We start from the raw sequence: 23,969 nt of genomic DNA, 5'->3' as shown, positions 1-23,969 counted from the left end.
TACTACGACAATAGAAATAGATTTACTGCTTTTTTTATAAAGGGGATGTATAAGAAAGGCTACTCGAATGTTCTCGGCTCCACGAAAGTACGTAATAAATCCTCTATAGCGTTGACAGGTATGAAATGAGTGGAATCGTTGATAACGATAAAATTGTCGAGAAAGCGATCGTCATAACGGCAGTTTCCTCATCCTTCAAATAACGTGCAAATAAAATTGCTGACAATGTGAAAGTTGGCATAGCTGACAAGATAATAACGATATTTTTGACGAAGTCATCCAGTGGTGTGAAAGAAATAATCACCATCGTTAACAGCGGAATCGCGAATAGCCTAATACTAAGTGGAAACCAGATGTGTTTGTAAACACTGAACCCACTTTTTTTAAATAAATCTTGTAATAACATGCCGATATACAACATCGCCAAAGGAGCGGCAAGTCCAGCCAAGTAACCGGTTAATTGGTTGACAAACTCTGGTGGATTAAAGCCTATGAATGCTGAAGTTAAACCGACAATCACTGCCACGAGAGGAATGTTAATGAAAGACTTAAGCACTTGACGTAAAGGTAAGCCATTGCCAGATTGAAGCATATAAATCACAACACTAAACAAGATTAAGTCGAGACCCGCATCAAAAATAGCTGCCATCAGCCCACCGACCGGGCCGAAAATCGCCGCACATAATGGAATGCCGATAAAACCTGTGTTTCCGAAAGCCGCTAGTATCGCCATTTTCTTAGCAAAAACAGATTCGAAGCGAAATACTTTCGCAAACGTCCAAGCGAGAATAAGCGCAATCAAATGAAATATAATAGAAATAAGAAAAATGATAATAACTTGATTCAATAATTCATCGGTAACGTCTGTGTTGAATATCCCATTGAGAATAATAGACGGTACAGCAATATTTAAAATAATAAGAATAAGGGTTCTTTTGACTTCAGCGGTGATTGAAACTTTGTATGCAAAGAAAAATCCCAATGCAATAATAATTCCCATCACAGCAACAGAAGTCGCAACAAGGGTTACATCCATAAGCAAATCCTTTCAACAATAGTAGTAGTCTTTCATTAAGGATAGTGATTTTACACAACGCTGTAAATGATTTTCCGACTTGAAAAATAAATCTGTTCATATAGCGTTCATGTAGGCTTGGTATAATCGGTTTGTAATTCACCAAAAGGACGATAAGAAAGGATGAATTTCTATGAAAAAAATCACGTTATCGCTCGTTTCGTGGATATTGGCAATGGGAATTGTCTCACATGCAACAGATCAAACGGAAGCTTCGGAAGTAAAAAAGCATATAAATGAAGGAGAAAGCCTTTCATCTTCCTTGGAAGGAAAAAATACTGAAGAGAAAATTCTGCAAACTCACGATAAAAACGAATCAGAAAATCAAATAACTGTAGAATGGAATACAACACCTACTTATACATTTGAAGCTTATTTGCAGAAGAGTGAAGAAAATAACTCCGCAAGTGAACAGCATGAGAAGAAAATCGAATCGCCTCAGCAAGGTGAGGATGATGAAGGGATTTACTTGGAAGCTGCGTGGCACGAGCTAGATTTGATAGACTCTGATCAGGATGATTTGTGGAGCAGTGAAGAAAGCTTCTTTACAGTTCTTGATTCGTATGAATTAGCTGAAACAACTAGAAATTTATAATAAGAATTTAAAAACGAGACGTAAGGGATATATCCTCTTTCGTCTCGTTTTTAATGTGTTACATAATGATTTCCGTTAGCTAACGGAAAAAGTATGAGTTTAGTTGAAAACGTTTTTAAAATAAACTGAAGTTAACAAAAAATATATCTAATTTCTTAGGAGGAATTTAAAATGATTAAAATTATGTTAGCTTGTTCAGCTGGAATGTCTACTAGTTTATTGGTTTCTAAAATGGAAGAAGCCGCCGAGAAAAAAGGAATTGAGGCAACAATTTGGGCTGTGTCCCAGGATAAAGCGATTCCAGAGTTACCGAAAGCAGACGTTCTACTAATTGGACCCCAAATGCGTTTTATGAAGAAAAAATATGAAGTAGAAGCAAATAAAATTGGTGTGCCGGTAGATGTGATTGATCCAGTAGCTTACGGAAGAGTGAATGGTGAAGCAGTACTAGATAAAGCACTTGAACTAGCAGAAAAATAAAGATGAATGTTGTATAGGAGGGGAAAAAAGTGAATAAGTTTATGGAATTTTTAGAGAAAATCTTGATGCCGGTTGCAGAAAAATTGAACAACAACCGTTATTTAACGGCATTACGTGATGGTTTTATGGTGGCATTACCGTTGATTATCTTTGGGTCAATTTTTGTGGTTATTGCTAACTTACCGTTTCTAGATTTACTCATTGGGGAAGAGGCATATTCCACATATCAAGCAGCTTTAGGACCTGCTTCAGCAGGGACGTTAACGATTATGGGACTGTTCGTCATTATTGGAATTGGTTTCAAACTTACGGAGCAATTTGAAGGTGAAGGAATTTATGGTGGTGTTGTTGCACTGGCAGGTTTCTTGATTTTAACGCCTCAAGTACTAGAAGGTGTTTCAGGAGTAGTTCCAACAGCAAGTTTAGGTGCAGAAGGAATGTTTGTTGGAATATTTACCGCTTTTGTTGCAGCTAGATTATATCATTTTTTCACAAAAAAAGGTTGGACAATCAAAATGCCACCTGGAGTACCGAGTGCGGTATCCCGATCTTTTAGTGCATTGATACCAATAACGTTGACATTGACATTGTTTTTGGTCATAAGGATTATTTTTGATATTACACGATTTGACAGTGTGCAAGATTTTGTTTACACACTAGTTCAAGCTCCATTAATGGGACTTGGTTCTGGTTTACCTGCCACGATTGTTGCTGTAGTGTTAATTCAATTATTTTGGTTCTTTGGGTTACATGGACAAATTATTGTCAATTCAGTATTCGATCCAATCTGGTATGCGCTGGCGAATGAAAACTTACAAGCATTTCAGGCTGGAGAAGCATTACCTCACATTGTAAGTAAGCAGTTCATTGACTCATTTATCGTAGGTATGGGTGGATCAGGGATGACGTTAGCGGTCATTTTAGGTATATTCCTTATCGGTAAGAGTCGTCAGATGAAAGAAATGGGTAAATTAAGTGCTCCAGCAGGTATTTTTAACGTAAACGAACCAATCATCTTTGGGTTACCAATTATTATGAATCCGTTGGTTATCATCCCTTGGTTATTAGCGCCAGTAGTTGTTGCTATTTTTACTTATTTTACAATGGTAACAGGGATTGTTCCACCACCAACAGGTGTCATTGTTCCTTGGACGACACCAACCGTTTTAAATGGATTTTTGGCAACGAATTCGTGGGAAGGCGGCGTTCTTCAAGCGGTGAATATCGTTATCGTACTTGTGATATGGTGGCCGTTCCTTCGTCTTTTAGATAAACAATATTATGATACCGAGAAATCTGAAGAAGCAGCAAAGACTAAAGCAGACAACGAAAATAACGAAAAAAATGACTAAGATAAGTAAACAGGGGGAGTCAAACATGGAAGAACCAAGAGACATTACAGAAATATCTTTTCAAATCATTCTATATGCTGGGAACGGTAAAGGAAATGCGATGGAAGCGATTCAGGAAGCAAAAGCTGGAAATTTCCAAAGGGCTGATGAGCTACTCGTTGAAGCTGGCGAAGAATTGGTAAAGGCACATGAGTTTCAGACAAAATTGATTCAAAAAGAAGCAAAGGGAGAAGAGAACCCAGTTAATGTTTTATTAATTCATTCCCAAGACCATTTGATGACATCCATGACTGTAAGAGACTTAGCAGTAGAAATTGTTGAAATTTATAGGTTGAAGTAATTTGTTCCTTGGAAAATACGAATCATCAAAGTTAGATGGTAACGATGCTTAAATTCAATCAATATCGTATAATGTAAGGAGAGTTAAACCATGTCATTACAATACAAATTCCCGGAAGATTTTTGGTGGGGGAGTGCCACGTCTGCAACGCAAATCGAAGGTGCAGCATGTGAAGGCGGTAAAGGTGAAAATATTTGGGATTATTGGTATTCAAAAGAACCGAATCGTTTTTTTGATGAAGTAGGACCAGAAACAACATCTGACTTCTACCATCAATATAAAGAGGATATTATACGAATGAAGGACATCGGACATAATACATTCCGATTTTCGATCTCCTGGTCCAGGTTAATTCCAGGTGGCGAAGGGCAAGTAAACCAACATGCTGTAAACTTCTACAACGATATGATTAATGAATTGTTGAAAAATAATATTGAGCCTTTCCTAAATTTATTTCATTTTGACATGCCGAAAGAACTTCAAGACATCGGTGGATTTGAGAACCGCAAAGTTCTTGAACTATTTAAGGACTATGCAAAAAAATGTTATGAATTGTTTGGGGATCGCGTCAAAAAATGGTTTACATTTAATGAACCAATCGTTCCTGTTGAAGGAGGTTATCTCTACGACTTCCACTATCCGAATATTGTTGATGCAAGAAGAGCTTTTCAAGTTGGTTATAACACGATGATTGCCAATGCGTTGGCGATTCGTGAATTTCGCAACCATTCGATTGAAGGTGGCCAGATCGGAATCATCTTAAATTTAACGCCTTCATATCCAAGAAGTCAAAATCCTGCAGATTTGGAAGCTTCACAGATGGCAGATCTATTTTTTAACCGTAGTTTCTTAGATCCCGCAGTATTAGGAGAATTTCCTGAGGACTTGATTGAAGTGTTAAAAAAGCATGGTCAGTTGCCTACTTTTGAATTAGCGGACAAGGCGTTGTTAAAAGAAAATACGGTTGACTTATTGGGAATCAATTATTATCAACCACGTCGTGTAAAAGCGAAAGAGCATTTGCCAAATCCATATGGGCCGTTTATGCCTGACTGGTATTTTGATAATTATGAAATGCCTGGAAGAAAGATGAACAAATATCGCGGTTGGGAAATTTACGAAAAAGGTATTTACGATATATTGATCAATTTAAAGGACAATTATGGAAATATAGACTCGTTTATTTCTGAGAACGGTATGGGGGTTCAAGATGAAGGTCGATTTATCGAGAATGGTAAGATTCAAGATGATTATCGAATTTCCTTCATTGAAGGACACCTCAAATGGTTGCACCAAGCGATTGAGGAAGGCTGTAATTCGAAAGGGTATCACTTATGGTCGTTTATGGATAACTGGTCATGGTTGAATGCGTATAAAAACCGCTACGGCTTCTTTTCTGTTGATCTTAAAACGAAGAAACGAACAGCGAAGAAAAGTGCCTACTGGATTAAGGAAGTTTCAAAAAATAATGGTTTTTAAGAGATAAAAAGTGACACGCAAGTGAAAATAGCCTTGCGTGTTTTAGTTACTAACTAAATCTACGTCATCTTTCCATGTAAAGAAAAGAGGGAAAATTGTGTTAAACTCCCGGTTAATGATCACGTTAAGAGAATTAATGACGGTTGAATCGTTTGTGACAAGTGAATATTTAGCGAATGTGAATCAGGTGACTTCTCGGACGATCCAAGAAGATATTAAACATTTAGATCGTGTGCTTACAAATCATGGGGCTAATGTTATGTCTATTAGAGGAAAAGGTTATCGACTCGAGATTAGTAATAATGACGAGTTCCGTAAATTTTTGCAACAAGTGTTTGAAAAAGAGGAAACTGACAAGATAAATACCATCCCTGATTCACCTGAAGATCGAACGGTTTTCTTGATGAAAAGATTACTTCTGACGGAAGACTATTTGAAAATAGAAGAGCTAGCAGATGAAATTCTTGTTAGTAAATCAACGCTTCAAAATGATATAAAAGCTGTGAAAACAATCTTACAAAACTACGGATTAGAATTATCGAAAAGACCTAATCATGGTTTAAAGGTAACGGGGAGCGAAGTGAAAATAAGATTTTGTTTAGCTGAATATTTATTTGATCGAAGTAAAGAAGCGCAAACGAACATATTTAGTAAACAGATGGCTGATTTAATTGAAGAAGATTATTTTTCAGAAGTTTTGGACGTTATTCTTGATAGAATAAAAGAAAATGGAATTACGTTATCTGACATTGCAATAAATAACTTGTTTATTCATATTGCGATTGCCTATAAACGCATAAAGTCAGGACATAATGTGTCGATGGTTTCAACTGACATAAAAGAAATTTCTAGTCAAAAGGAATATTATGTTGCACGACAAATTGTTGCGGATGCAGAAAAGAAGTTGTATGTAACGTTTCCTGACGTTGAAGTCGCATATATTGCCCTACATTTAATGGGAACGAAAATGATTACACAGAACCAAATGAAAGTAGATGATTTGAAAGCCATTCTTGATGATGAACACTTTCAATTAACGATGGTTCTTCTTCAACAGATAGAAGAAAAAATGAAGTTGGGTATTTCGTCAGATGAAGAGTTGATGATGGCATTAAGCGTTCACTTAAAACCGGCAATTAATCGCTCCAGGTACGGAATGAATATACGAAATCCATTACTGGCAGATATTAAGAAAACTTATCCACTAGCGTTTGAAGCAGGAGTTATCGCTGGAATGACACTTGAGAAGCAGATTAATGTTTCGATTGACGAGAATGAAATCGGTTATATCGCTTTGCATATTGGTGCTGCGATTGAAAGACGAAACATGATATCAGATGTACCGAAGCGAGTGATGATTGTTTGTGCTTCAGGGGTGGGCAGTGCTCAATTAATTAAATATAAATTGAAATCTACGTTTACAGATAAAATCGAAGTAGTAGGAACAACGGAATATTATAAGCTTGGTCAACACTCTCTTGAAGGGGTTGATTTTCTAATTAGCTCCATACCGATTCATGATGAACTTCCGATACCTGTCGTCCACGTCAATACAATCTTGGCAGAGAATGATTTTGTGAAGATTGAAAGTTTTATAAAAGGCGATAGCACGTCGGTAGTAAAGTACCTTCATGAGGATTTAATGTTTTTCAATAAGAAAGTGAATTCAAAAGAGGAAGCGCTGCATTTTTTGACTCAGCAACTCGAAAAAAAAGAGTTAGTTGGAGGAACATTTTTAGACGGAGTCTATGAACGTGAGAAAATTGCCCCGACAGCATATGGAAATTTTGTTGCCATTCCCCATCCAATCACACCTAAATGGGATAGAACCTTTGTGTCTTTTTGTACGTTGGAAAAACCGATTACATGGGGTGGGGAACCTGTGCAACTTATTTGTTTATTGAATGTGAAAAAGGGGAGTACCGAAGATTTGGAAGTACTTTATAGTTTGTTAACAAGAATCGTTGAAAGTCATGCCAATGTGCAAGATTGCTTGAAATGTTCGACGAAAGAAGAATTAATGAAGGTGTTGCTCAATATTGTCGAACCTGCTGGAAAATAAAATTATAGTCGTCAAACTGGCTGCTGTGTTCATGGTGGTGATGTCTGCTAGTAAGGCACCTGATGCTAGAAAAGCAAGGTCATATGCGAGCGGGTTTTCTGCAGCAGCCCTTACACGGTGAATTTGAAGAATATGATGATTGACAATGCCTTCTACAAGGTTGAAAATCCCCACGCAGATTAAGCAATAACCAAACAATCTGCTAATCCCACGTGATAGATCAGTGCTTCTAATACAAGAGAATCCAACTTGAGAATGAACAATTAAAATCAAGATTTGTTCTTAGTTTGATAGAAACTAGTATTATGACCAAACAGAGATATGTTATACGTGCGCCAGTAGAAACTAAGCTTAAAATACCAGCATAGGATTGTTCATCCCCAGCTGGCAACTTGACATATTTTTAGTTATTAAGGATTTGCTCTTCGAAACCATTCAAGTCGGTTTCATTTTCTTTCGTTGTCTTCTTCTCTTGAGTTTCCCACTGATTGTTTCTCCTTTGGTTTTAGAGTCAGGCTTACTTTCTTGATTGAGTGCTTTTATTAATGAAAATGTCATTAGAAACAAGATGAAGGTCAATGGAAAAGCACTCACAATAATCGTTGTTTGAATCGCTTCTAGCCCTCCTGAAGCCATGAGGATGATAGCCGAGGCTGATAAAGTGATACCCCAACTATATTTCACGAAATTTGGTGGTTCAATATCCCCGTTAGTCGTTTGCATGGCAAGGACAAACGTAGCAGAATCTGCTGATGTAATAAAAAAGGTGCTAATTAATAACACAGTTAGAACAGATAAAATCCCAGCTAGAGGAAGCAGGTCATAAACAAAAAACAATGCTGTTTCAAGGGATTGACCAGACACATCAAATCCTAAATTATATTCGTAAAAAATACCTGTACCTCCAAAAATACAAAACCAAACTGTGCAAACGAGCGTCGGAATGATGAGAACGGCGATGACAAACTCTCGAACCGTTCTGCCTTTGGATACACGGGCAATAAACGTACCAACAAACGGAGACCATGAAATCCACCAAGCCCAGTAAAAAATCGTCCACCCTTGCAACCAAGTAGAACTTCCTGTATCAAATGGAGCCAACCTAAGTCCCATTTCTGGTAGGTTTTTTAAATAACTGCCGATCGTCGTCGTATATAAATCCAATAAAAAGATCGTTGGACCAACGATAAGTATCGCAATTAAAAGAGTAACTGCAAGCCCCATGTTCGCATTACTCAAATATTTAATCCCCTTTTTTATACCAGTACCAGTACTGATCATAAATAGCAATGTAACAGTAGAAATGATGATTAATTGAATGGTAAAGTTGTTAGGAATATTAATTAAATAACTGAGCCCTCCATTAATTTGTGCAGCGCCTAACCCTAATGAAGCGCATACACCAAAAACCGTCGCGAAAACAGCAATTATATCAATGACAGTTCCAGTACGTCCTTTTACTCTGTCTCCAAGTATGGGATAAAGCGTTGCACTCATTAATCCCGGTAAGCCTTTTCTAAACTTGAAGTAAGCAAGAGCAAGAGCGATAATCGCATAGATGGCCCATGCATGAAATCCCCAATGAAGGTATGTGTAGCGCAAACTCATGATTGCTGCTTCTCCCGTTCCTCCTTCGATAAAAGGAGGGGCGACAAAATGGGAGATTGGTTCAGATACGCCAAAGAATAGCAGACCAATTCCCATCCCCGCACTGAACAACATTGCAATCCAAGTGAGCCGGGTAAACTCTGGTTCTTCATCATCTTTACCGAGCTTGATTTGTCCATACTTGCTAAAAATTAGAAAAATAGCGACTACAAAAAAGAAAGTTGCTGCTATTTGATAAAACCAACCGAAATTATTCATGAAAAAACGAAGCGTTGGATCCATAACGCCTCCTAAATGCTCTGGTGAAATCACTCCCCAAAGTACAAATGCTAAAGCTAAACCAATCGAAATCCAATAAACAGGAGTCACCTTATGCATTCGATCATTCCTTCCTTTTCTTTCTAGTCTTAGGTAAGGAAGTGATTATTATGTATTGAAGTGAAATATCAGAGGTTTAAATTTGTCGTTTTTTTATTCATTAATTGTTGTCCATACGTCTTTAATCTAAATCGAGGGAATTATTCCTAAGAACCCAGCTTAGGATAAAACCTAGCTGGGTTGATTTAAATATTTTGGCTGTTTTCTAAGATATTCGTGCTTCTTGTATGGATATGACTCGCCCCAATATTTTTAACAGTTATTATGCATTTGCTCTTCGGAAACTAATTGTTGCAAGTAAGATTAGGACGACCGCAAAGACTGCGATAAAGATAATTTCCTCAAAAATGGTCACTTGTCTACCAAAAACGGATATATTTAATCCCATCGCTTCAATAACTGCAGGAGAAAGGCTGTCAACATCAATGATAATCTTTTTCATGACATCGACTCCGTATGTGACGGGATTAATTTTAACGATGACATCCATCCATGCAGGCATGTTGTTAATCGGAAACAAGGCACCGGAGAGGAAGATCATCGGCATTACTAGAATTTGCACCGTCATTTGGAATCCTTGCGTTGATTTGATGATACTAGCGAACAATAAGCCCAATCCTGATAAAGCACAGGCTAGTAAAAACATAAACGGAATCACCTGAAGAATTGCGACTAAATCATATGATAATCCAATAAATGGAATGAGAATAAACATAAGAATGCCTTGAATCGTTGCAACCGTTGCTGCACCAAGCATTTTCCCAACGGCAATACTCACTCGCGAAATCGGCGAAACGAGAATTTCTTTCATATACCCGAAATCCTTGTCTTCAATAATTGACATTGCTGAGAAAACAGATGTCATCAGTAATGTCATCGCAACTATTCCCGGAAAGATGAACTCGACATAGTTGAAATCAGATGAATCGCCCATACCGCCTGCCATCATACTTTCCATCGAACCACTCATTCCGCCCCCAAATATAAGCAGAAACAAGATCGGCATCGTAAATGAACCAAATAGCCTTGCCTTGTCTCGAAAAAACTTCGTTAAATCTCGTTGCCAAATTGCATAAATTGCTTCCATCTAATTAATCCTCCTATCCATCGACTTATTCATCTTCTGGCTCACCGATCTGTCTACCAGTAAACGCTAAAAACACATCATTTAGTGTTGGCTTGCGGATGTTTAATTTCGTTATTGGTATATTCAACGTTTTAATAAAAGAAGAAATGAAAGCATCACTACTTGCTACTTTCAAGTGAATGGTGTCGTCTTTTACTGATACTTCTGCACCTTCAATTTTCTCGTGAATTTCTTCCAATGCTTTCTCGTTATCTTCTGTCGACAATTCAATAATGTCGCCGCCAAGCTGGTCTTTTAAGGCAGTAGGATTATCGAGCGCAATGATTTCTCCCTTATCCATAATAGCGACGCGATCACTAATTTCCGCTTCATCCAAATAATGAGTCGTGAGGAACATCGTGATCCCTTCTTTTTCTTTCAGTTTTAAAATGTATTCCCATAAGTGCGCTCTCGTTTGTGGATCGAGGCCAACCGTTGGTTCATCAAGGAACAATACCTTAGGATAATGGAGCAGTCCACGAGCAATCTCCAAACGACGTTTCATACCACCTGAGAACGTTTCGACGCGATCTTTGCGTTTTTCGACGAGGTCAACGATTTCCAATACCTCTGTAATACGTGCTTGACGCTTTGATTTTGGAACTTTATAAAAACGACAATGTAACATAAGGTTTTCATTTGCGGTTAGTTTTTCATCTAATGTATTTTCTTGAAATATAATGCCGATACTTTCGCGTACACGGTTCTTTTGCTTATTTGCATCAAATCCATTAATCGTAATATCACCACTCGTTGCTTGAAGCATCGTGCAAATCATATTGATTGTCGTGCTTTTTCCTGCTCCATTGGGACCAAGAAAGCCAAATATTTCGCCTTCTTCGACTTCGAAGCTAATTCCTTTCACTGCATCAAGTTTTTTGTATGTTTTCGTTAAATTACGTACGGCAATGACTGGCTCCACAAATATTCCTCCCCTTCGTTAACTAGTTATGATATCATAACTATATAATATTATTAACGAAATTTAAAAATAAGTCAATGATAATAGATTCATAAGGTAGGCGATTTTATATGACACGAAACCCAATAAATACAAGTGAATTAGTAAAACAAACATTGTCCGTATTTCCGTTGATGTCGAAAAAATTATTTGGACCTGTCCACATATTGCATGATTCTGACTTACATCATACCCATTTTCATATACTTCACATTGTTGCGGATGTAGAATCAATCCGTACGACGGAGATAGCTAAAAAATTAGCAATAAGAAAATCAAATTTAACCCCGTTAATAAATAAACTGATGGATAAGGAATTCATTAGAAGAGTACGAGATGAGCAAGATCGCAGAGTTGTCTACATTAAGTTAACAGAACAAGGGAATAATTTTTTAGAAGAGAAAAAAGAAATTCTCGAAAAAGAGGTAAAAGAGCGGTTAGTCGAATTAAGCGAGGAGGACCAACAAAAACTCCAAGAAGCGATATTGAATCTTGATTCGGTATTATCGAAGTTATCTGAGTAGAAGACGAAAAGAACCAGAAAGGTTTTAAGGTCCTATTCTGATTCTTTTTAGTTCATTTTGATGTTGCAAAACATCATACTGCTAGTGTGAAGAAAGTCTATTTTAGTTTTTAAGAATATTTGTTGAAACCCGGACAATTGGTTGCAAATTACTTAAGTTGGTATTTGATTGCATTTCTTGTTTTTTTCTTGAAATGTAACGATCAGTTCTTTTTAAGCTCTCACTTATTTTCCGAGACATTTCGAGAACGAGATTTAATCGTGTATTTTGCAAGACAAAAAATTCCATCATCCCACCAACATTTACGATGCCAGCCATATGAATATCGCCGACACTTGGAAGGTTTTTGTTCAACGCCGCGCCAGGCTTTAGTGGTCCTTTACCGATAATAACAGAGCCAATCGACTTGGCGCGTCCGAGGCAGGCGTCGACGGCAATGACAAATGCACCAGGATGATTTGTATAAATGAGTCGTAAATAGCTCTCTAGATTTTTGCCATGCACTGGTTCTTCCAATGTTCCATAAACATGAATATTTTCCGGTCTTCTTTCTTTAAGTAATGTACCAGTTAATGGCCCGAGCGAATCACCAGTAGAACGATCAGTACCAATACATAGAACAACGATGGTCATAAATGGATCAGGAATAAGACGGATAATTTCATTGACCATTTTTCCTGATACGAAGGTTGAATTGATTGAAAATCGAGTTTGTTTATGGATGATATGTTCTTTATTTAGGTGCATATAAGTGAACCTCCATACGTTATATAGAACGATTTTTGTTCATTATAACGTATCGAGGTTCAATTGGAAAGTATTTTTATTATTAGGTTTGATTTTCTTATCCCAATCTTAGGGGGAAATGAAAAATATACCTGATTTCCTGTATACTGAAGTGAAATTGAAAGAGAAAAAAGGAGCTACTCACATGTCCGATGAACAAAAGGAATTTCTGATGGAACAGCTTGAGTGGATCAAAGAGCAAAGAAAAATATACGATACTATTGAAGTGAAACTTTATCAAATGAAAGAAATAGCAGAAGAAGCGACCAATGAAAATATGAGTGTTAGAGAAAGGCGTCATCTTCAAGAACAAATCGATGAATTGAAAAATGACGTCGATATTTTATTTAAAAAGCTCCACAAAATCCTTCATTAAACTCTTTTTGTCAAAAAAGTTTATCTTAAAACTAAACATCTTTGCTATGTGTCCGATATGATAGATAAGCAAAAGGCAGACTGAAAACAGAAAAAAGAGTGAGAGCGTCTCACGATTTTTTCTGTTTTTATTTTACTTTAAGAATATTTAACTTCGCTAAAGTATGAAAGTTTTTCAAATGATTCGACAAGTGCCTGTCATTTGTCGAAATATTACTAAAAAAGGGTGATTAGATGGATTCGATGAGAATGACAGGTTTTGCTTCAGGCATGGATATTAATCAAATGGTCAGTGACTTAATGCGGGCTGAACGACAGCCAATGCAAAAGATGCAACAAGACCAGAATGAATTAATTTTAAAAATGGACCAATACAGAGAAGTAAACAGAGAGTTTATGTCGTTTAGAGATAACACATTCGATACTGTAATTCGTCGTTCTAACATGGATGCGAAAGAAGTAACGAGTTCAAATGAAGGTGCAGTTAGTGCTACGGCAAATGCAGGGGCTGCCAATGGAGCGTATACTATAGAGGATGTGACGCGTGCTCAATCGGCTTCTAACCATAGTACAGGTTCGATAGTTAATGAAGATGCAGAGTTTGACCCAAGTGCGAGCTTTCTTGAACAAAAAGGTAACCTGAGTGGAAATGACCCTGATGTGTTGAACGGAGATGAATTTTCATTTGGGATGACGACATTTGATGAAAACGGTGAGCCAGTGCCAGTTAGCTTTACGTTTGATGAAGATGATAGTTTAAATGATATCTTAGGAGAAATTAATAATTCAGAACTTGGTGTCCAAGCATTTTATGATGATAATACAGGTAGTGTTTCAATATCACGAACAGAGACAGGTGTTTTAAATCCTGACGGTCAAGAAATGATTTTTGGAACTGTTGATGAAGATGGAAATGTCACAGAAGATGAATTTTTGACAAATATTTTTAAATTGGATGGAGAAGAACAAGCAGCGCAAAATGCGACGTTTACGTTTAACGGTTTAGAAATGGAACGCCAAAGCAATAATTTTGAAGTCAATGGAGTGAACTTTTCTCTTAATAATGAATTTACTGAAGCGGTTACACTCAATGTTTCTAATAATACGGACGAGATTTTTGACACGGTCATGGGGTTTGTTGACGAATACAATGGATTGATTGAGATGGTTGGTGGAAAAGTTTCCGAAGAGTATCACCGTGACTATGCTCCTTTGACGGATGAGCAGCGGCGTGACATGTCGGATAGTGAGATTGAGATGTGGGAGGAACGTGCCCATAGCGGATTGGTTCGTAATGACAGGATGCTTACTGGAGCATTGAATCAAATGCGACAAGATTTTTATACTCCCGTCAATGCGGATGACCCTAATCAGACTTTCACGCAAATTACTGAGATTGGTATTTCAACTACAAGTAACTATCAGGACCGTGGTCGTTTAGAAGTAGATGAAGCGCAACTTCGCGCAGCAATTGAACAGGATCCTGAGTCGGTCTTTCAAATGTTTGCTGCTGATGGTGAAGAAACGGGAGAGCAAGGCGTAGCAAGAAGAATTCGCGAGTCATTAAGTGGTAGTATCGAACAATTATCAAATCGCGCAGGACGATCCGAAATGGCTACAAATCAACAATTCACGCTGGGGCGAGAAATCGATCAAGCGAGTGAGCAGATTTCAAATTTTGAGCGTCGTATGCAGCAAGTTGAACAACGTTATTGGTCGCAATTTAACGCGATGGAGCAGGCAATTGCTCAATCGAATGCCCAAGCTGAATCTCTGATGTCAGCTTTAGGCGGTATGAATGGTGGACAACAAATGTAAATAGGATAAACTGCGTTAGAAGGAGAGTCTTTCTTTTAACGCAGTTTTTTTGTACTTTAAGAATGTTTAACTTCGCTAAAGGGTTAAAGTATAAGATAAACTAAGACTTTCACCATGAAGGACTTGGCGACAAGCCGAGTTTTTCTAATGTGATTGCACAAACTTCCCTCCTCTTTGCTTTTTATTAAATTAATTCTATTAACAAACCCTTCCAACTAACCGATATATCTATTAGATGAAACCTAACTGTATTTTTTGACAGATAGATCGGAAATTGAATAGACAACAGAATAATGGATGAGGAGTGGTTTAGATGAGACTTACAGGCTTTGCCACGGGAATGGATATTAATCAAATGGTTACCGATTTGATGCGTGCTGAACGGATGCCGATGGAAAGTATGAAGAAGGATCAGCAGCAGTTGGAATGGAAGATGGATCAGTTTAGAGAAATTAATCTAAAGTTAGATACGTTTCGAACAAGTATTTTCGATACGATTCTTCGGCGCTCGAACATGATGGCTAAATCGGCGACAAGTTCTAATGAGCAACTTATTAAAGCAACAGCGACAGCAGCTGCTGGAAACGGAACGTTTACAATTAATTCAGTGGATTCATTAGCTACGGCGACAACAAATGCTAGTAGTAAAAAGTTGTCGAATGAAAATGAGGCTAAAATTGATCGAACAAAGGCGTTAGCGACTCAGAACTTTGATGGCGAGTTCGGTTGGAGTGATACTGGAATTGTGAATAGAGAGGTTATTACAGTTGATCAAAGACACACGGATATGGATTTAAATACAGAACTAGGAAATCCTGATTCTGTCGTTGTAAAGGTAAATGGTGTATCTTACAAAGTTGTTGAGGAATTTGGGGAAGGAAACATCCGTGCTACTCAAGTGATGATTAACAAAAACGGTGGCGCTGATGGAAAAGACCAGCTAGTTTTTGGTGCTGAATTAGCTAAAGGTGCGAAAGTTGAAGTGTCATCTTTTACTCAAACTGAGGATGGAACACAACGATTTGCCACTTCTGAAATTACCACTTTTAATGAGCAAGGCGATGAGGTTATAACTAAATTTGTGTTTACTGACGACCAATCGTTAAATAATGTGATGAAACAAATGAATGATTCAAGTGCAGGTATCAGTGTTTTTTACGATGAGTTTTCGGATAAAATCTCTGTGAGTAGAACGGAAACAGGTCGTTTTAATACGACTGAAGGCGGCAAGGAAATGACTTTTACTGGTGATTTCTTTACTGCTGGCTTGCAGTTAGATAATGATGCTGAAAAAAGTGGGACCAATGCGTCTTTTACTGTAAACGGTTTGGCGACGGAACGTCATTCCAATACGTTTACGATGGACGGCGTGACGATGACATTTCAAGAGAAATTCGCAGCGGGTACGAACTCTGTATCGATTGGTACATCAACGAATGTAGACACAGTGATGGATACGATCAAGACATTTGTAGAAGAGTACAATGAACTTGTAGACTTCGTCAATGGAAAAACAGGAGAAGAATACCATCGTGACTTCCGACCTCTGTCGGATGATGAGAGAAATGCGATGTCTGAACGTGAAATTGAGCGTTGGGAAGAAAAAGCGATGAGTGGTTTGCTTCGAAATGACCGAACACTTAGAGGCGGGTTTAGTACGTTTAGAATGGATATGTATTCACCTGTTAATGGTTTGGATTCGGCGACACTTAATCAAATAGCGCAAATCGGTATCACGACGACAAACAATTTTCGTGATGGTGGTAAACTTGAGATTAATGAAGATAAACTTCGAGCTGCAATTGAAAATGATCCCGAGGCAGTGTATCAGTTGTTTGCTGCAGATGGTCCAACACATGCAGATAAAGGACTTGCTCGCCGTGTACGTGCAAGCGCGGACGGATTAATTGAGCAAATCTCTCGTCAAGCTGGTGGAAATCGTGGACGAAACATGAATCATCAATTTGCATTAGGCAGACAGATGGCTAATTTCGAAGATCGTATTTCTAATTTTGAGCGTCGCATGCAGCAAGTGGAAAGTCGATATTGGTCTCAGTTCAATGCGATGGAAAAAGCAGTTGCTCAATCCAATGCACAAGCGGAATCACTGTTTGCGCAGCTTTCAAGTTGGTAAGAAATTTCAATTGTAAAAGCAAAGCGATTGCTTTGCTTTTACACATAAATAACATCTTAGCCCAACGTAAGATTAGCTTGGAGGTATATAATGTCGACATTAAGTAGTTTGTATCAATTAACAAAAGAATTAAACGATCATTTAACGAAACCGTTACCGAAAGACGAAGGTCGCGAAGAATATATTGAAACGATTGAAGCCTATTTATCGAAGAGGCAAACCTTAATGTCTGATTTGACAAGACCTGCTGGTGAACAAGAGACCACATTGGCTAACGAACTGATAGAAATGAATCAAGTAGTTAATCAACGAATGAAGGCGGTTCAGGGCCTGATCCGCGTCGATATCAATCAATTGAAAAAGCGAAAAACTACGGGAAAAAAGTATGAAAACCCTTATGATGGACCGACGGCCGATGGGGTGTTTTTTGATTCGAAAAAATAAGTGTTTATGGACGATTAAGTGGGTAGTGTCAAAAATAACATGAGAATTACATGATTTTTCATAAAATAGGTGTAAGGTTGGATTTTTTAGCCGATATAAATAGAGAAATTGGACAAAAGTAGGAGTTGATACACATGGAAGTGAAGTCAATGGGTTCAATGTCTGTGAATGATTTGTTTCAGCAGGTGAAGTCGGAGCGCAGTTCGACGCAGAACCGCGAGAGTGATGGATCACAGGGAAGTGTGGATACGTCGTCAAGACAAGCGGAGCAGGAGTCTCGTGTGCAGGGGAAAGAGTGGTCCGTAGAAGATTTGGATCATGCGATGGAGGCGATGAATGATTTGAGTTCGTTTAGGTCGACATCGTTGCAGTTTGAGCAGCATGAGACTTTAAATCGGACGATGGTTAAGGTGGTTGATCGGCAAACAGATGAGATTGTGAAGGAAATTCCGCCTGAGGAGTTTCTCGATATGATTTCGTCAATGCTTGAGTTTGCAGGGATTATCATTGATGAGAAGGTGTAGTTTTATTTTTCGGGGGAGGACTCGATGATTTATTCGAGTTCTTTTTTATTTTTTGTTAAAAATGGATGTGGAATTGCCGATAATATGGTTAAGTAACTATGACAAATCACCTAGGACGTTGATATGTTCTGTTTGGTGATATTTATTTAAATAAGTTGTTAGAATTGAAGGGGTGTCGATGGCATGGCAGTGAATAATCCATATGCTAAGTATAAGCAGTCTTCGGTGGAAACGAAGTCGGCGGGTGAACTGACGTTAATGCTTTATGAGGGGTGCTTGAAATTTATTAAGCGTGCTGAAAAAGGAATTGAAGAGAAGGATATTGAGACAAAAAATACAAATTTAATAAAAGCACAAAATATCATTCGTGAATTGATGGTAACGTTAAATACCGACGTAGCTGTGAGTGGGAACATGATGCAGATGTATGACTTTATTATGACGAAGCTTGTTGATGCGAATACTGGAAATGACCTTGACGCGTTAAAGGATGCTGAGCGTTTTGTGATTGATTTTCGCAATACGTGGCGTGAAGTAATTAAGGTCGATCGTCAGCAACGTCACGGAACAGGCGCTAGTGCATCTGTTCCGTCGAATGAAGGGTCAAGTTCGACAGGAAACGATTCGGGAAATACTTCTGTTAGTGCAAGTTCAGAAGGACAAGCAATCGGTCGGATTATTCCGGAGAAGAAGGCAGTGGAAAGGACGCGGTTGGAATCTGATGGGGGGATTAAACCTGAGGAAAGTTCTTCTGCTGCAAGTGGAGTGGAGCGGAAAAAAATTGCGACTCCACAGAACCCTTCGAATCCGTATGCGAAAGCAGCGTCTAACAATCCATATGCAGCTGCAAAACGAGCTGCGGCTGTTGCTGGATCAGGAAGCACCGGCTTTCGAAATTAAACAGCGTGTTATAATGTGAAAAAACGTGAGTGACAATTTTCTGTCTACTTGCGTTTTTTGCTGTAAGTTCTTTCTAGTAGTATGTGATTTGTGTGGAATTGGTGAGATAAAGCATAAGAGGGAGTCGCTTGAGTAGCATGTGTTACGCCGCGATATAATAATTACTCTTCCTTTTATACAAAAGAATCTGATAAAATAATTAGAAGAATTATTGCGACGGAGGTGGAGTAGTTATTTCACAACAATTAACAACTGCACAACAGACGTTTTTGTTAAATTACCGAGATTTTCTTATGGAAGTGGAGCGTGCGGTTCAGTTTGTAAGTGAATGTTACATTAAAGGCGATTATGATATTGGAGATCGCCTTTTGAAAAGTGTAATGTTAGGTTTAGTCCCATACAATGAGGAGAATATAACGATTCAGTCAATCTTGGCTAACAACGAATTAGCAGTCAAAACATTGATACGTTTTCAAGATTCAATTCGTATGGCGATCCGAGTAGATGAAGCATTTCCGGATGAGCAGCAGCGGATACGATTTTTACATGAAACGTTATTGCCGCGTAAGCAGAAGTGGAAAAGTGTTGTTGAAAACTATTTGACCATAAATTAAAAGAGGAGCAAAATCATGCCAACAATTGATATGTCATTAGATGAACTTAAAAAGTATCAAGGAACAAATCCAAAACCAAGTGATTTTGAAAATTATTGGGAGCGTGCGTTAGGCGAAATGCTAGCAGTCGATCCAGAGGTGCAGATGGTTCCAAGTGATTTCCAAGTGCCGTTTGCAGAGTGTTATGATATGTATTTTACAGGAGTTCGTGGGGCGAGGATTCATGTAAAATACGTGAAACCAAAAGCAAATAAGTCTGCCGATACCTCATTGCCAATAGAAAAGATGCCGGCAATGCTTCAGTTTCATGGGTATAGCATGAATGCTGGCGATTGGAGTAGTAAACTTCATTATGCAGCTTTAGGTTATGCTGTATTTGCAATGGATGTTCGTGGGCAAGGTGGTCAATCAGAGGATGTTGGCGGTGTGGTAGGGAACACACTTCAAGGGCATATTATCCGTGGATTGGATGATCATGAAGACAATTTACTATTCAGACACATCTTTCTTGATACTGCTCAACTTGCTCGCATCGTTATCGGAATGGCAGAGGTAGACGAAGATAATGTTGTGGCAACAGGCTGGTCGCAGGGTGGTGCGTTAACTCTTGCTTGTGCTGCGTTAGAGCCGCGGATCAAAAAGGCGGCGGCAGTTTATCCATTTTTAAGTGATTATAAGAGAGTCTGGGACTTGGATTTAGCTATTGATGCGTATTCTGATATTCGGCAGTATTTCCGCAGATTTGATCCACAACACAAACGAGAGCAAGAAGTCTTTACAAAATTAGGATATATTGATATTCAACATTTAGTCGATCGAATTCGAGGAGATGTATTAGTAGGAATTGGTCTAATGGATGGCATCTGTCCACCATCATCACAATTTGCTGCATATAATAAGATTACCTCGCCTAAAAGGTTGGAAGTTTATCCTGACTTCGGTCATGAAGATTTGCCAGGTTTGCACGATACGATTTTGCAGTATTTTAAAGAAGTATAAAAGAGATATCTAAAATTGAACAGGGGGAAGAATAACTTTTACCCGTGAATAAATATAGAAGACGTCCGGCGAATTTCGCATCCGGGCGTTTTTTGAATTGCAGGTATTATTGGAAGAGAATGGTCACAAGAGTAAGCGAGTAGTGACCTATGTAAGCACTATTATGGAAAAGAAGGGTAACAAGTGGAAGCGGCTTGTGACCCATGAGAGGTAGAAAAAGAAAAGAAGGGTAACAAACAATAGAAAGCACCTTTCGCCCCCCCTAATTAGAAATAACCTAGAAATCTTGCATTTTTTTCATAAGATAAAATTCACCCTGCTTTGCCATTAGTTCTTCGTACGTACCTATTTCTACGCATGCTCCTTGTTTCATGACTACGATTCTATCTGCATTACGAATTGTTGATAATCGATGGGCAACCATAAATGTTGTTCTACCTTCGATTAGCTTGAGCATTGCTTCTTGGATATTATGCTCAGATACATTATCTAATGCTGAGGTTGCTTCATCAAGGATGATTACTTTTGGATCGCGTATGATCGCTCGAGCAATCGAGATTCGTTGCCTTTGTCCGCCAGATAATTTCCCACCGTGTTCGCCTATTTTTGTATCTAAGCCTTCAGGCAAGTCATTAATGACATCATTTAAGTTGGCCATATCGACAACTTGTTGGATCTTTTCTTCTGATACAGCGACGAGGCCGTACGTAATATTTTCTCGGATCGAACCAGAAAATAAAATCGTATTTTGAGGTACGACAGCGATGTGTTGGCGGTAGCTTTGAATATCCATGCCATCCATTGGATTACCGTCAACGATCAAGCCGCCATTTGAAGGGCGATAAAACCCAGTTACTAAGTTTAAAACTGTTGATTTACCTGCTCCTGATTCTCCAACAAAAGCAATTGATTCACCAGCTTTGATAGTTAAGTTTAAATTTTGCAGCACGTGTTTTTCTGAATTTCGATACCCGAAATCAACATTCTCAAATTGAAAATCACCATCGACATGATCTATTTTCTTTTTCCCTTGGTATTCTTCTAATTCGCGAGAAAGCAATACTTCTGATACCGAATAAATCGACTCTAATCCTTTTGCGATTTGAGGGTACACAGTAATGATGTGTGTGATCGACATCAGTATTGTCATAAAATACGTTTGGTATAAAGCGATGTCGCCTACAGGGATTTGCCCGTTAAAAGCCAAGTAAGCTGTAAACATCAAACAAAAAGCAGCGAATATTTGGAATACGACCCAGTTCGACGCTCCAAAAAATGCTTCTACCATATCTAATTTGTACCCTTTTCCTCTTAAATTGTGCAACTCTGAATCGATTTTAGTGATTTCTACATTTTCTAACCCGTGAGCACGAGTGACAGGAATCATTTCAACAGTCTCAGCTACTTTTCCAGACATGGTTTCTACTTGTTGGCGAAATACACGATTCCGGTACTTTATTTTTCCCCTAAAGAAGATAACTAGGGCGGTAGCGATTGGAATTGTTAATAGGAAAAAACTAGAAACTAGTAAACTTCTTGACGTTGTGACTGCAAGAGCGACAATGACATTCATTAATGCAGGTAAAATAGCAATAATCATTTGTTTTGATAACGTTTCTATCATTTCCACATCGCGAAGAACTTTCGCCTGCAATTTCCCGGATTGCAATTCTCCGTGATAAGAGATTGATAAATGTTGCAATTTTCTTATTAATGCACTGCGTAGGCCTGCTTCTACGTGACGAATCGCTTGACTCATATAGCTAACATGCAACACTTGAGTAGGTAAATTTTGAATGATTACTGCTAAGAGGATGATAATATTGAGCCACATATCATTGATTGTGTGGGTCTCTGGTTCCATTGCAATGTTTATCATATTAGCAATAACTATCGGCATGACCCAGACAGGGGAATGTTTAAACATAAAAAATACAAATGATAAAAATAATTTCTTTTTGTGGTCTCTATATAACAAACCTAATATTCTAAGTGGATGACCTTTACTTAAGTTTTTATTGTCAAAGTGGCTTTCATAATCAATATTTTGCTCTTTTTCTCGTTCTTGCTCTTTAGTCATAGATGCACGCTCCCGTTGTATATTAAAGTAATTGATATATTGCCTTCAAGAACAATTAAAGTGATAATATCTAGTAGAAAGTATAAAGCAGAAGGATAAACTTATAAATAACCATTGCGGTCTATTATAGAAAATAAAATGAACCAAATGAGACATTTTGTCTGTGGAGGGTTGAAAACATGAAACATCTAGATGAATTATCAACTTATAAACGATTTCCTAATATTAGATATGAAGTGTATCTCCATGGGGCGCATACTGATCGTGTCGATAAAGGTTGGATTTCCTATAAGCACGTTCACCATACAACATTTGAAATGAATCTAGTCTTCAATGGATGCCAAACTGCAAGAATCGGGTCGGAAGAATACAATCAGTGCCCCGGCGATTTATTAATCGTACCGCCTATGCATATGCATGAGTATCAAGTGATACACTCTGATACAATGCAGTATTTCGTTGTCCATGTACAAGTCAATGATCCAGATTTTCTTCAATTAATGGACGAACAAAATAGTTGGTTTTATCCGAAAGAGGAGCTGCTTAATAAACAAATAACTCCGTTGTTAGATGAATTTTATTATCTATTGCAACAATCGACTTCCAAATTAGCTGCTTTTTCTAAATTTTTTGAGATGATGAATATTTTGGAGAAATTTTTCCGTGACGCTCAGGAGGAATTCATTCCTGATCCTAATGCGACGTTGGCATATGAAATTGCCAGATCGATAGATAAGATGATTCATCCAGTAGATTTTCAAGAAAACACATCTAATTGGTTAGAATTGATTTCTAAAGAGAAGGGAATTAGTCGAAGGCATTGTCACCGGATTTTCCAACAAACTTACAACATGTCCCCACGAGAATACTTAATGGTTCTACGACAGCAAGAAGCTATGAAGATGTTAACTAATACGACAGATTCAATTGAACAAATAGCTCACAAAATTGGATATGAGAATATTCAAAGCTTTATTCGCCAGTTTGCTAAATGGACTGGTAAAACTCCGGGAGCGTTTCGAAAAAAATATAAAGAGACGTTCAAGGACTACGGAAGAGCACTAAAGTATTTAACATGAAATATGATTAAACTTCACTGTGAAAATTTTTTTGGGACCTCCAGTCACTTAAGGCAGATGCTTTTACTTGAACATCAACTAATTTAGTATTTCTTACACTGATTGAATACTTCGTTCTGAGGGCTGGTTTGGTCTTACCTACATTTTATTACTTCTTACATAAGCTCGATTTGCTTCTTTTCCCGATGAATTCCTCACCTTGCACAACTTTTCACAAAACAACAAAGTTTAAGAAA

General features: G+C 38.0%; 22 protein-coding genes and 1 pseudogene. 16 read left to right on the top strand and 7 right to left on the bottom strand.

Annotated features, from left to right (window positions below):
• Positions 1-103: 103 nt before the first annotated feature.
• A complete protein-coding gene (locus ACM26V_RS13550; RefSeq protein ID WP_416147244.1) occupies positions 104-1,036 on the bottom strand; it encodes an AEC family transporter in 933 nt (310 codons plus the stop codon).
• A 172-nt stretch (positions 1,037-1,208) separates the two neighbouring features.
• Here ACM26V_RS13550 and ACM26V_RS13545 point away from each other — a divergent pair, with 172 nt between their 5' ends.
• The 6 genes from ACM26V_RS13545 (at position 1,209) to ACM26V_RS13520 (ending at position 7,383) form a co-directional block, all read left to right on the top strand.
• Positions 1,209-1,670 carry a hypothetical protein gene (locus tag ACM26V_RS13545; RefSeq protein ID WP_416147243.1) on the top strand — a complete coding sequence of 154 codons (462 nt, stop codon included), beginning with the start codon at positions 1,209-1,211 and terminating at the stop codon, positions 1,668-1,670.
• Between the two features lie 171 nt (positions 1,671-1,841).
• On the top strand, positions 1,842-2,150 hold the full coding sequence (locus ACM26V_RS13540; RefSeq protein WP_416147242.1) for a PTS sugar transporter subunit IIB: 309 nt from the start codon (positions 1,842-1,844) through the stop codon (positions 2,148-2,150).
• Between the two features lie 29 nt (positions 2,151-2,179).
• The gene (gene celB / locus ACM26V_RS13535) at positions 2,180-3,502 is read left to right on the top strand and encodes a PTS cellobiose transporter subunit IIC (RefSeq protein WP_416147241.1); all 1,323 of its coding nucleotides are present in this window, start codon (positions 2,180-2,182) and stop codon (positions 3,500-3,502) included.
• A 25-nt stretch (positions 3,503-3,527) separates the two neighbouring features.
• Positions 3,528-3,842 (top strand): PTS lactose/cellobiose transporter subunit IIA, encoded by a 315-nt coding sequence (locus ACM26V_RS13530; protein WP_416147240.1) that lies wholly within the window; start codon positions 3,528-3,530, stop codon positions 3,840-3,842.
• A 90-nt stretch (positions 3,843-3,932) separates the two neighbouring features.
• Positions 3,933-5,321: a glycoside hydrolase family 1 protein gene (locus ACM26V_RS13525; RefSeq protein ID WP_416147239.1), complete on the top strand. Its 1,389-nt coding sequence runs from the start codon at positions 3,933-3,935 to the stop codon at positions 5,319-5,321.
• Positions 5,322-5,436: 115 nt separating this feature from the next.
• Complete coding sequence (locus tag ACM26V_RS13520) at positions 5,437-7,383, top strand: BglG family transcription antiterminator (RefSeq protein ID WP_416147238.1); 1,947 nt, start codon at positions 5,437-5,439, stop codon at positions 7,381-7,383.
• Here the strand turns inward: ACM26V_RS13520 and ACM26V_RS13515 are convergent.
• The 4 genes from ACM26V_RS13515 to ACM26V_RS13500 all read right to left on the bottom strand — a co-directional run bounded on the left by ACM26V_RS13515 (position 7,339) and on the right by ACM26V_RS13500 (position 11,417).
• Positions 7,339-7,557 (bottom strand): DUF2243 domain-containing protein, encoded by a 219-nt coding sequence (locus tag ACM26V_RS13515; protein ID WP_416147237.1) that lies wholly within the window; start codon positions 7,555-7,557, stop codon positions 7,339-7,341. The genes ACM26V_RS13520 and ACM26V_RS13515 overlap by 45 nt on opposite strands.
• A gap of 261 nt (positions 7,558-7,818) precedes the next feature.
• Positions 7,819-9,369: a glycine betaine uptake BCCT transporter gene (locus tag ACM26V_RS13510; protein ID WP_416147235.1), complete on the bottom strand. Its 1,551-nt coding sequence runs from the start codon at positions 9,367-9,369 to the stop codon at positions 7,819-7,821.
• Between the two features lie 262 nt (positions 9,370-9,631).
• Positions 9,632-10,456 carry an ABC transporter permease gene (locus ACM26V_RS13505; protein ID WP_416147234.1) on the bottom strand — a complete coding sequence of 275 codons (825 nt, stop codon included), beginning with the start codon at positions 10,454-10,456 and terminating at the stop codon, positions 9,632-9,634.
• Between the two features lie 25 nt (positions 10,457-10,481).
• Positions 10,482-11,417: an ATP-binding cassette domain-containing protein gene (locus ACM26V_RS13500; RefSeq protein ID WP_416147233.1), complete on the bottom strand. Its 936-nt coding sequence runs from the start codon at positions 11,415-11,417 to the stop codon at positions 10,482-10,484.
• A 110-nt stretch (positions 11,418-11,527) separates the two neighbouring features.
• Here ACM26V_RS13500 and ACM26V_RS13495 point away from each other — a divergent pair, with 110 nt between their 5' ends.
• Positions 11,528-11,980, top strand: coding sequence for a MarR family winged helix-turn-helix transcriptional regulator (locus ACM26V_RS13495; RefSeq protein WP_416147232.1), 453 nt, complete (start codon positions 11,528-11,530; stop codon positions 11,978-11,980).
• A 102-nt stretch (positions 11,981-12,082) separates the two neighbouring features.
• Here ACM26V_RS13495 and yyaC read toward each other — a convergent pair whose 3' ends face one another.
• Positions 12,083-12,727 (bottom strand): spore protease YyaC, encoded by a 645-nt coding sequence (yyaC, locus tag ACM26V_RS13490; protein ID WP_416147231.1) that lies wholly within the window; start codon positions 12,725-12,727, stop codon positions 12,083-12,085.
• Positions 12,728-12,845: 118 nt separating this feature from the next.
• On the opposite strand from yyaC, the gene ACM26V_RS13485 reads away from it, so the two are divergent.
• From ACM26V_RS13485 to ACM26V_RS13450, 8 genes and pseudogenes are all read left to right on the top strand, one after another.
• On the top strand, positions 12,846-13,142 hold the full coding sequence (locus tag ACM26V_RS13485; protein ID WP_416147230.1) for a hypothetical protein: 297 nt from the start codon (positions 12,846-12,848) through the stop codon (positions 13,140-13,142).
• Between the two features lie 233 nt (positions 13,143-13,375).
• Positions 13,376-14,959, top strand: coding sequence for a flagellar hook-associated protein 2 (locus tag ACM26V_RS13480; RefSeq protein WP_416147229.1), 1,584 nt, complete (start codon positions 13,376-13,378; stop codon positions 14,957-14,959).
• Between the two features lie 313 nt (positions 14,960-15,272).
• Positions 15,273-17,093 carry a flagellar filament capping protein FliD gene (gene fliD / locus ACM26V_RS13475; RefSeq protein ID WP_416147228.1) on the top strand — a complete coding sequence of 607 codons (1,821 nt, stop codon included), beginning with the start codon at positions 15,273-15,275 and terminating at the stop codon, positions 17,091-17,093.
• Between the two features lie 90 nt (positions 17,094-17,183).
• Positions 17,184-17,537 carry a flagellar protein gene (locus tag ACM26V_RS13470; RefSeq protein WP_416147227.1) on the top strand — a complete coding sequence of 118 codons (354 nt, stop codon included), beginning with the start codon at positions 17,184-17,186 and terminating at the stop codon, positions 17,535-17,537.
• Positions 17,538-17,671: 134 nt separating this feature from the next.
• Positions 17,672-18,061, top strand: coding sequence for a flagellar protein FlaG (locus ACM26V_RS13465; protein ID WP_416147226.1), 390 nt, complete (start codon positions 17,672-17,674; stop codon positions 18,059-18,061).
• 183 nt (positions 18,062-18,244) lie between these two features.
• Positions 18,245-18,634 (top strand): annotated as a pseudogene (gene fliS / locus ACM26V_RS13460) (flagellar export chaperone FliS); the annotation flags it as partial.
• A 620-nt stretch (positions 18,635-19,254) separates the two neighbouring features.
• The gene (locus ACM26V_RS13455) at positions 19,255-19,575 is read left to right on the top strand and encodes a hypothetical protein (protein WP_416147225.1); all 321 of its coding nucleotides are present in this window, start codon (positions 19,255-19,257) and stop codon (positions 19,573-19,575) included.
• 15 nt (positions 19,576-19,590) lie between these two features.
• Complete coding sequence (locus ACM26V_RS13450) at positions 19,591-20,574, top strand: alpha/beta fold hydrolase (protein WP_416147224.1); 984 nt, start codon at positions 19,591-19,593, stop codon at positions 20,572-20,574.
• 277 nt (positions 20,575-20,851) lie between these two features.
• Here the strand turns inward: ACM26V_RS13450 and ACM26V_RS13445 are convergent, their stop codons facing one another.
• Positions 20,852-22,654: an ABC transporter ATP-binding protein gene (locus ACM26V_RS13445; protein ID WP_416147223.1), complete on the bottom strand. Its 1,803-nt coding sequence runs from the start codon at positions 22,652-22,654 to the stop codon at positions 20,852-20,854.
• Positions 22,655-22,833: 179 nt separating this feature from the next.
• On the opposite strand from ACM26V_RS13445, the gene ACM26V_RS13440 reads away from it, so the two are divergent.
• Positions 22,834-23,733, top strand: coding sequence for an AraC family transcriptional regulator (locus ACM26V_RS13440; protein ID WP_416147222.1), 900 nt, complete (start codon positions 22,834-22,836; stop codon positions 23,731-23,733).
• Positions 23,734-23,969: the final 236 nt, after the last annotated feature.

Source organism: Salipaludibacillus sp. HK11 (assembly GCF_047795645.1).
Taxonomy (GTDB): domain Bacteria; phylum Bacillota; class Bacilli; order Bacillales; family Salisediminibacteriaceae; genus Salipaludibacillus.
The sequence above is the reverse complement of the archived record's forward strand: the minus strand, read 5'-3'. Positions and strand labels throughout refer to the sequence as shown.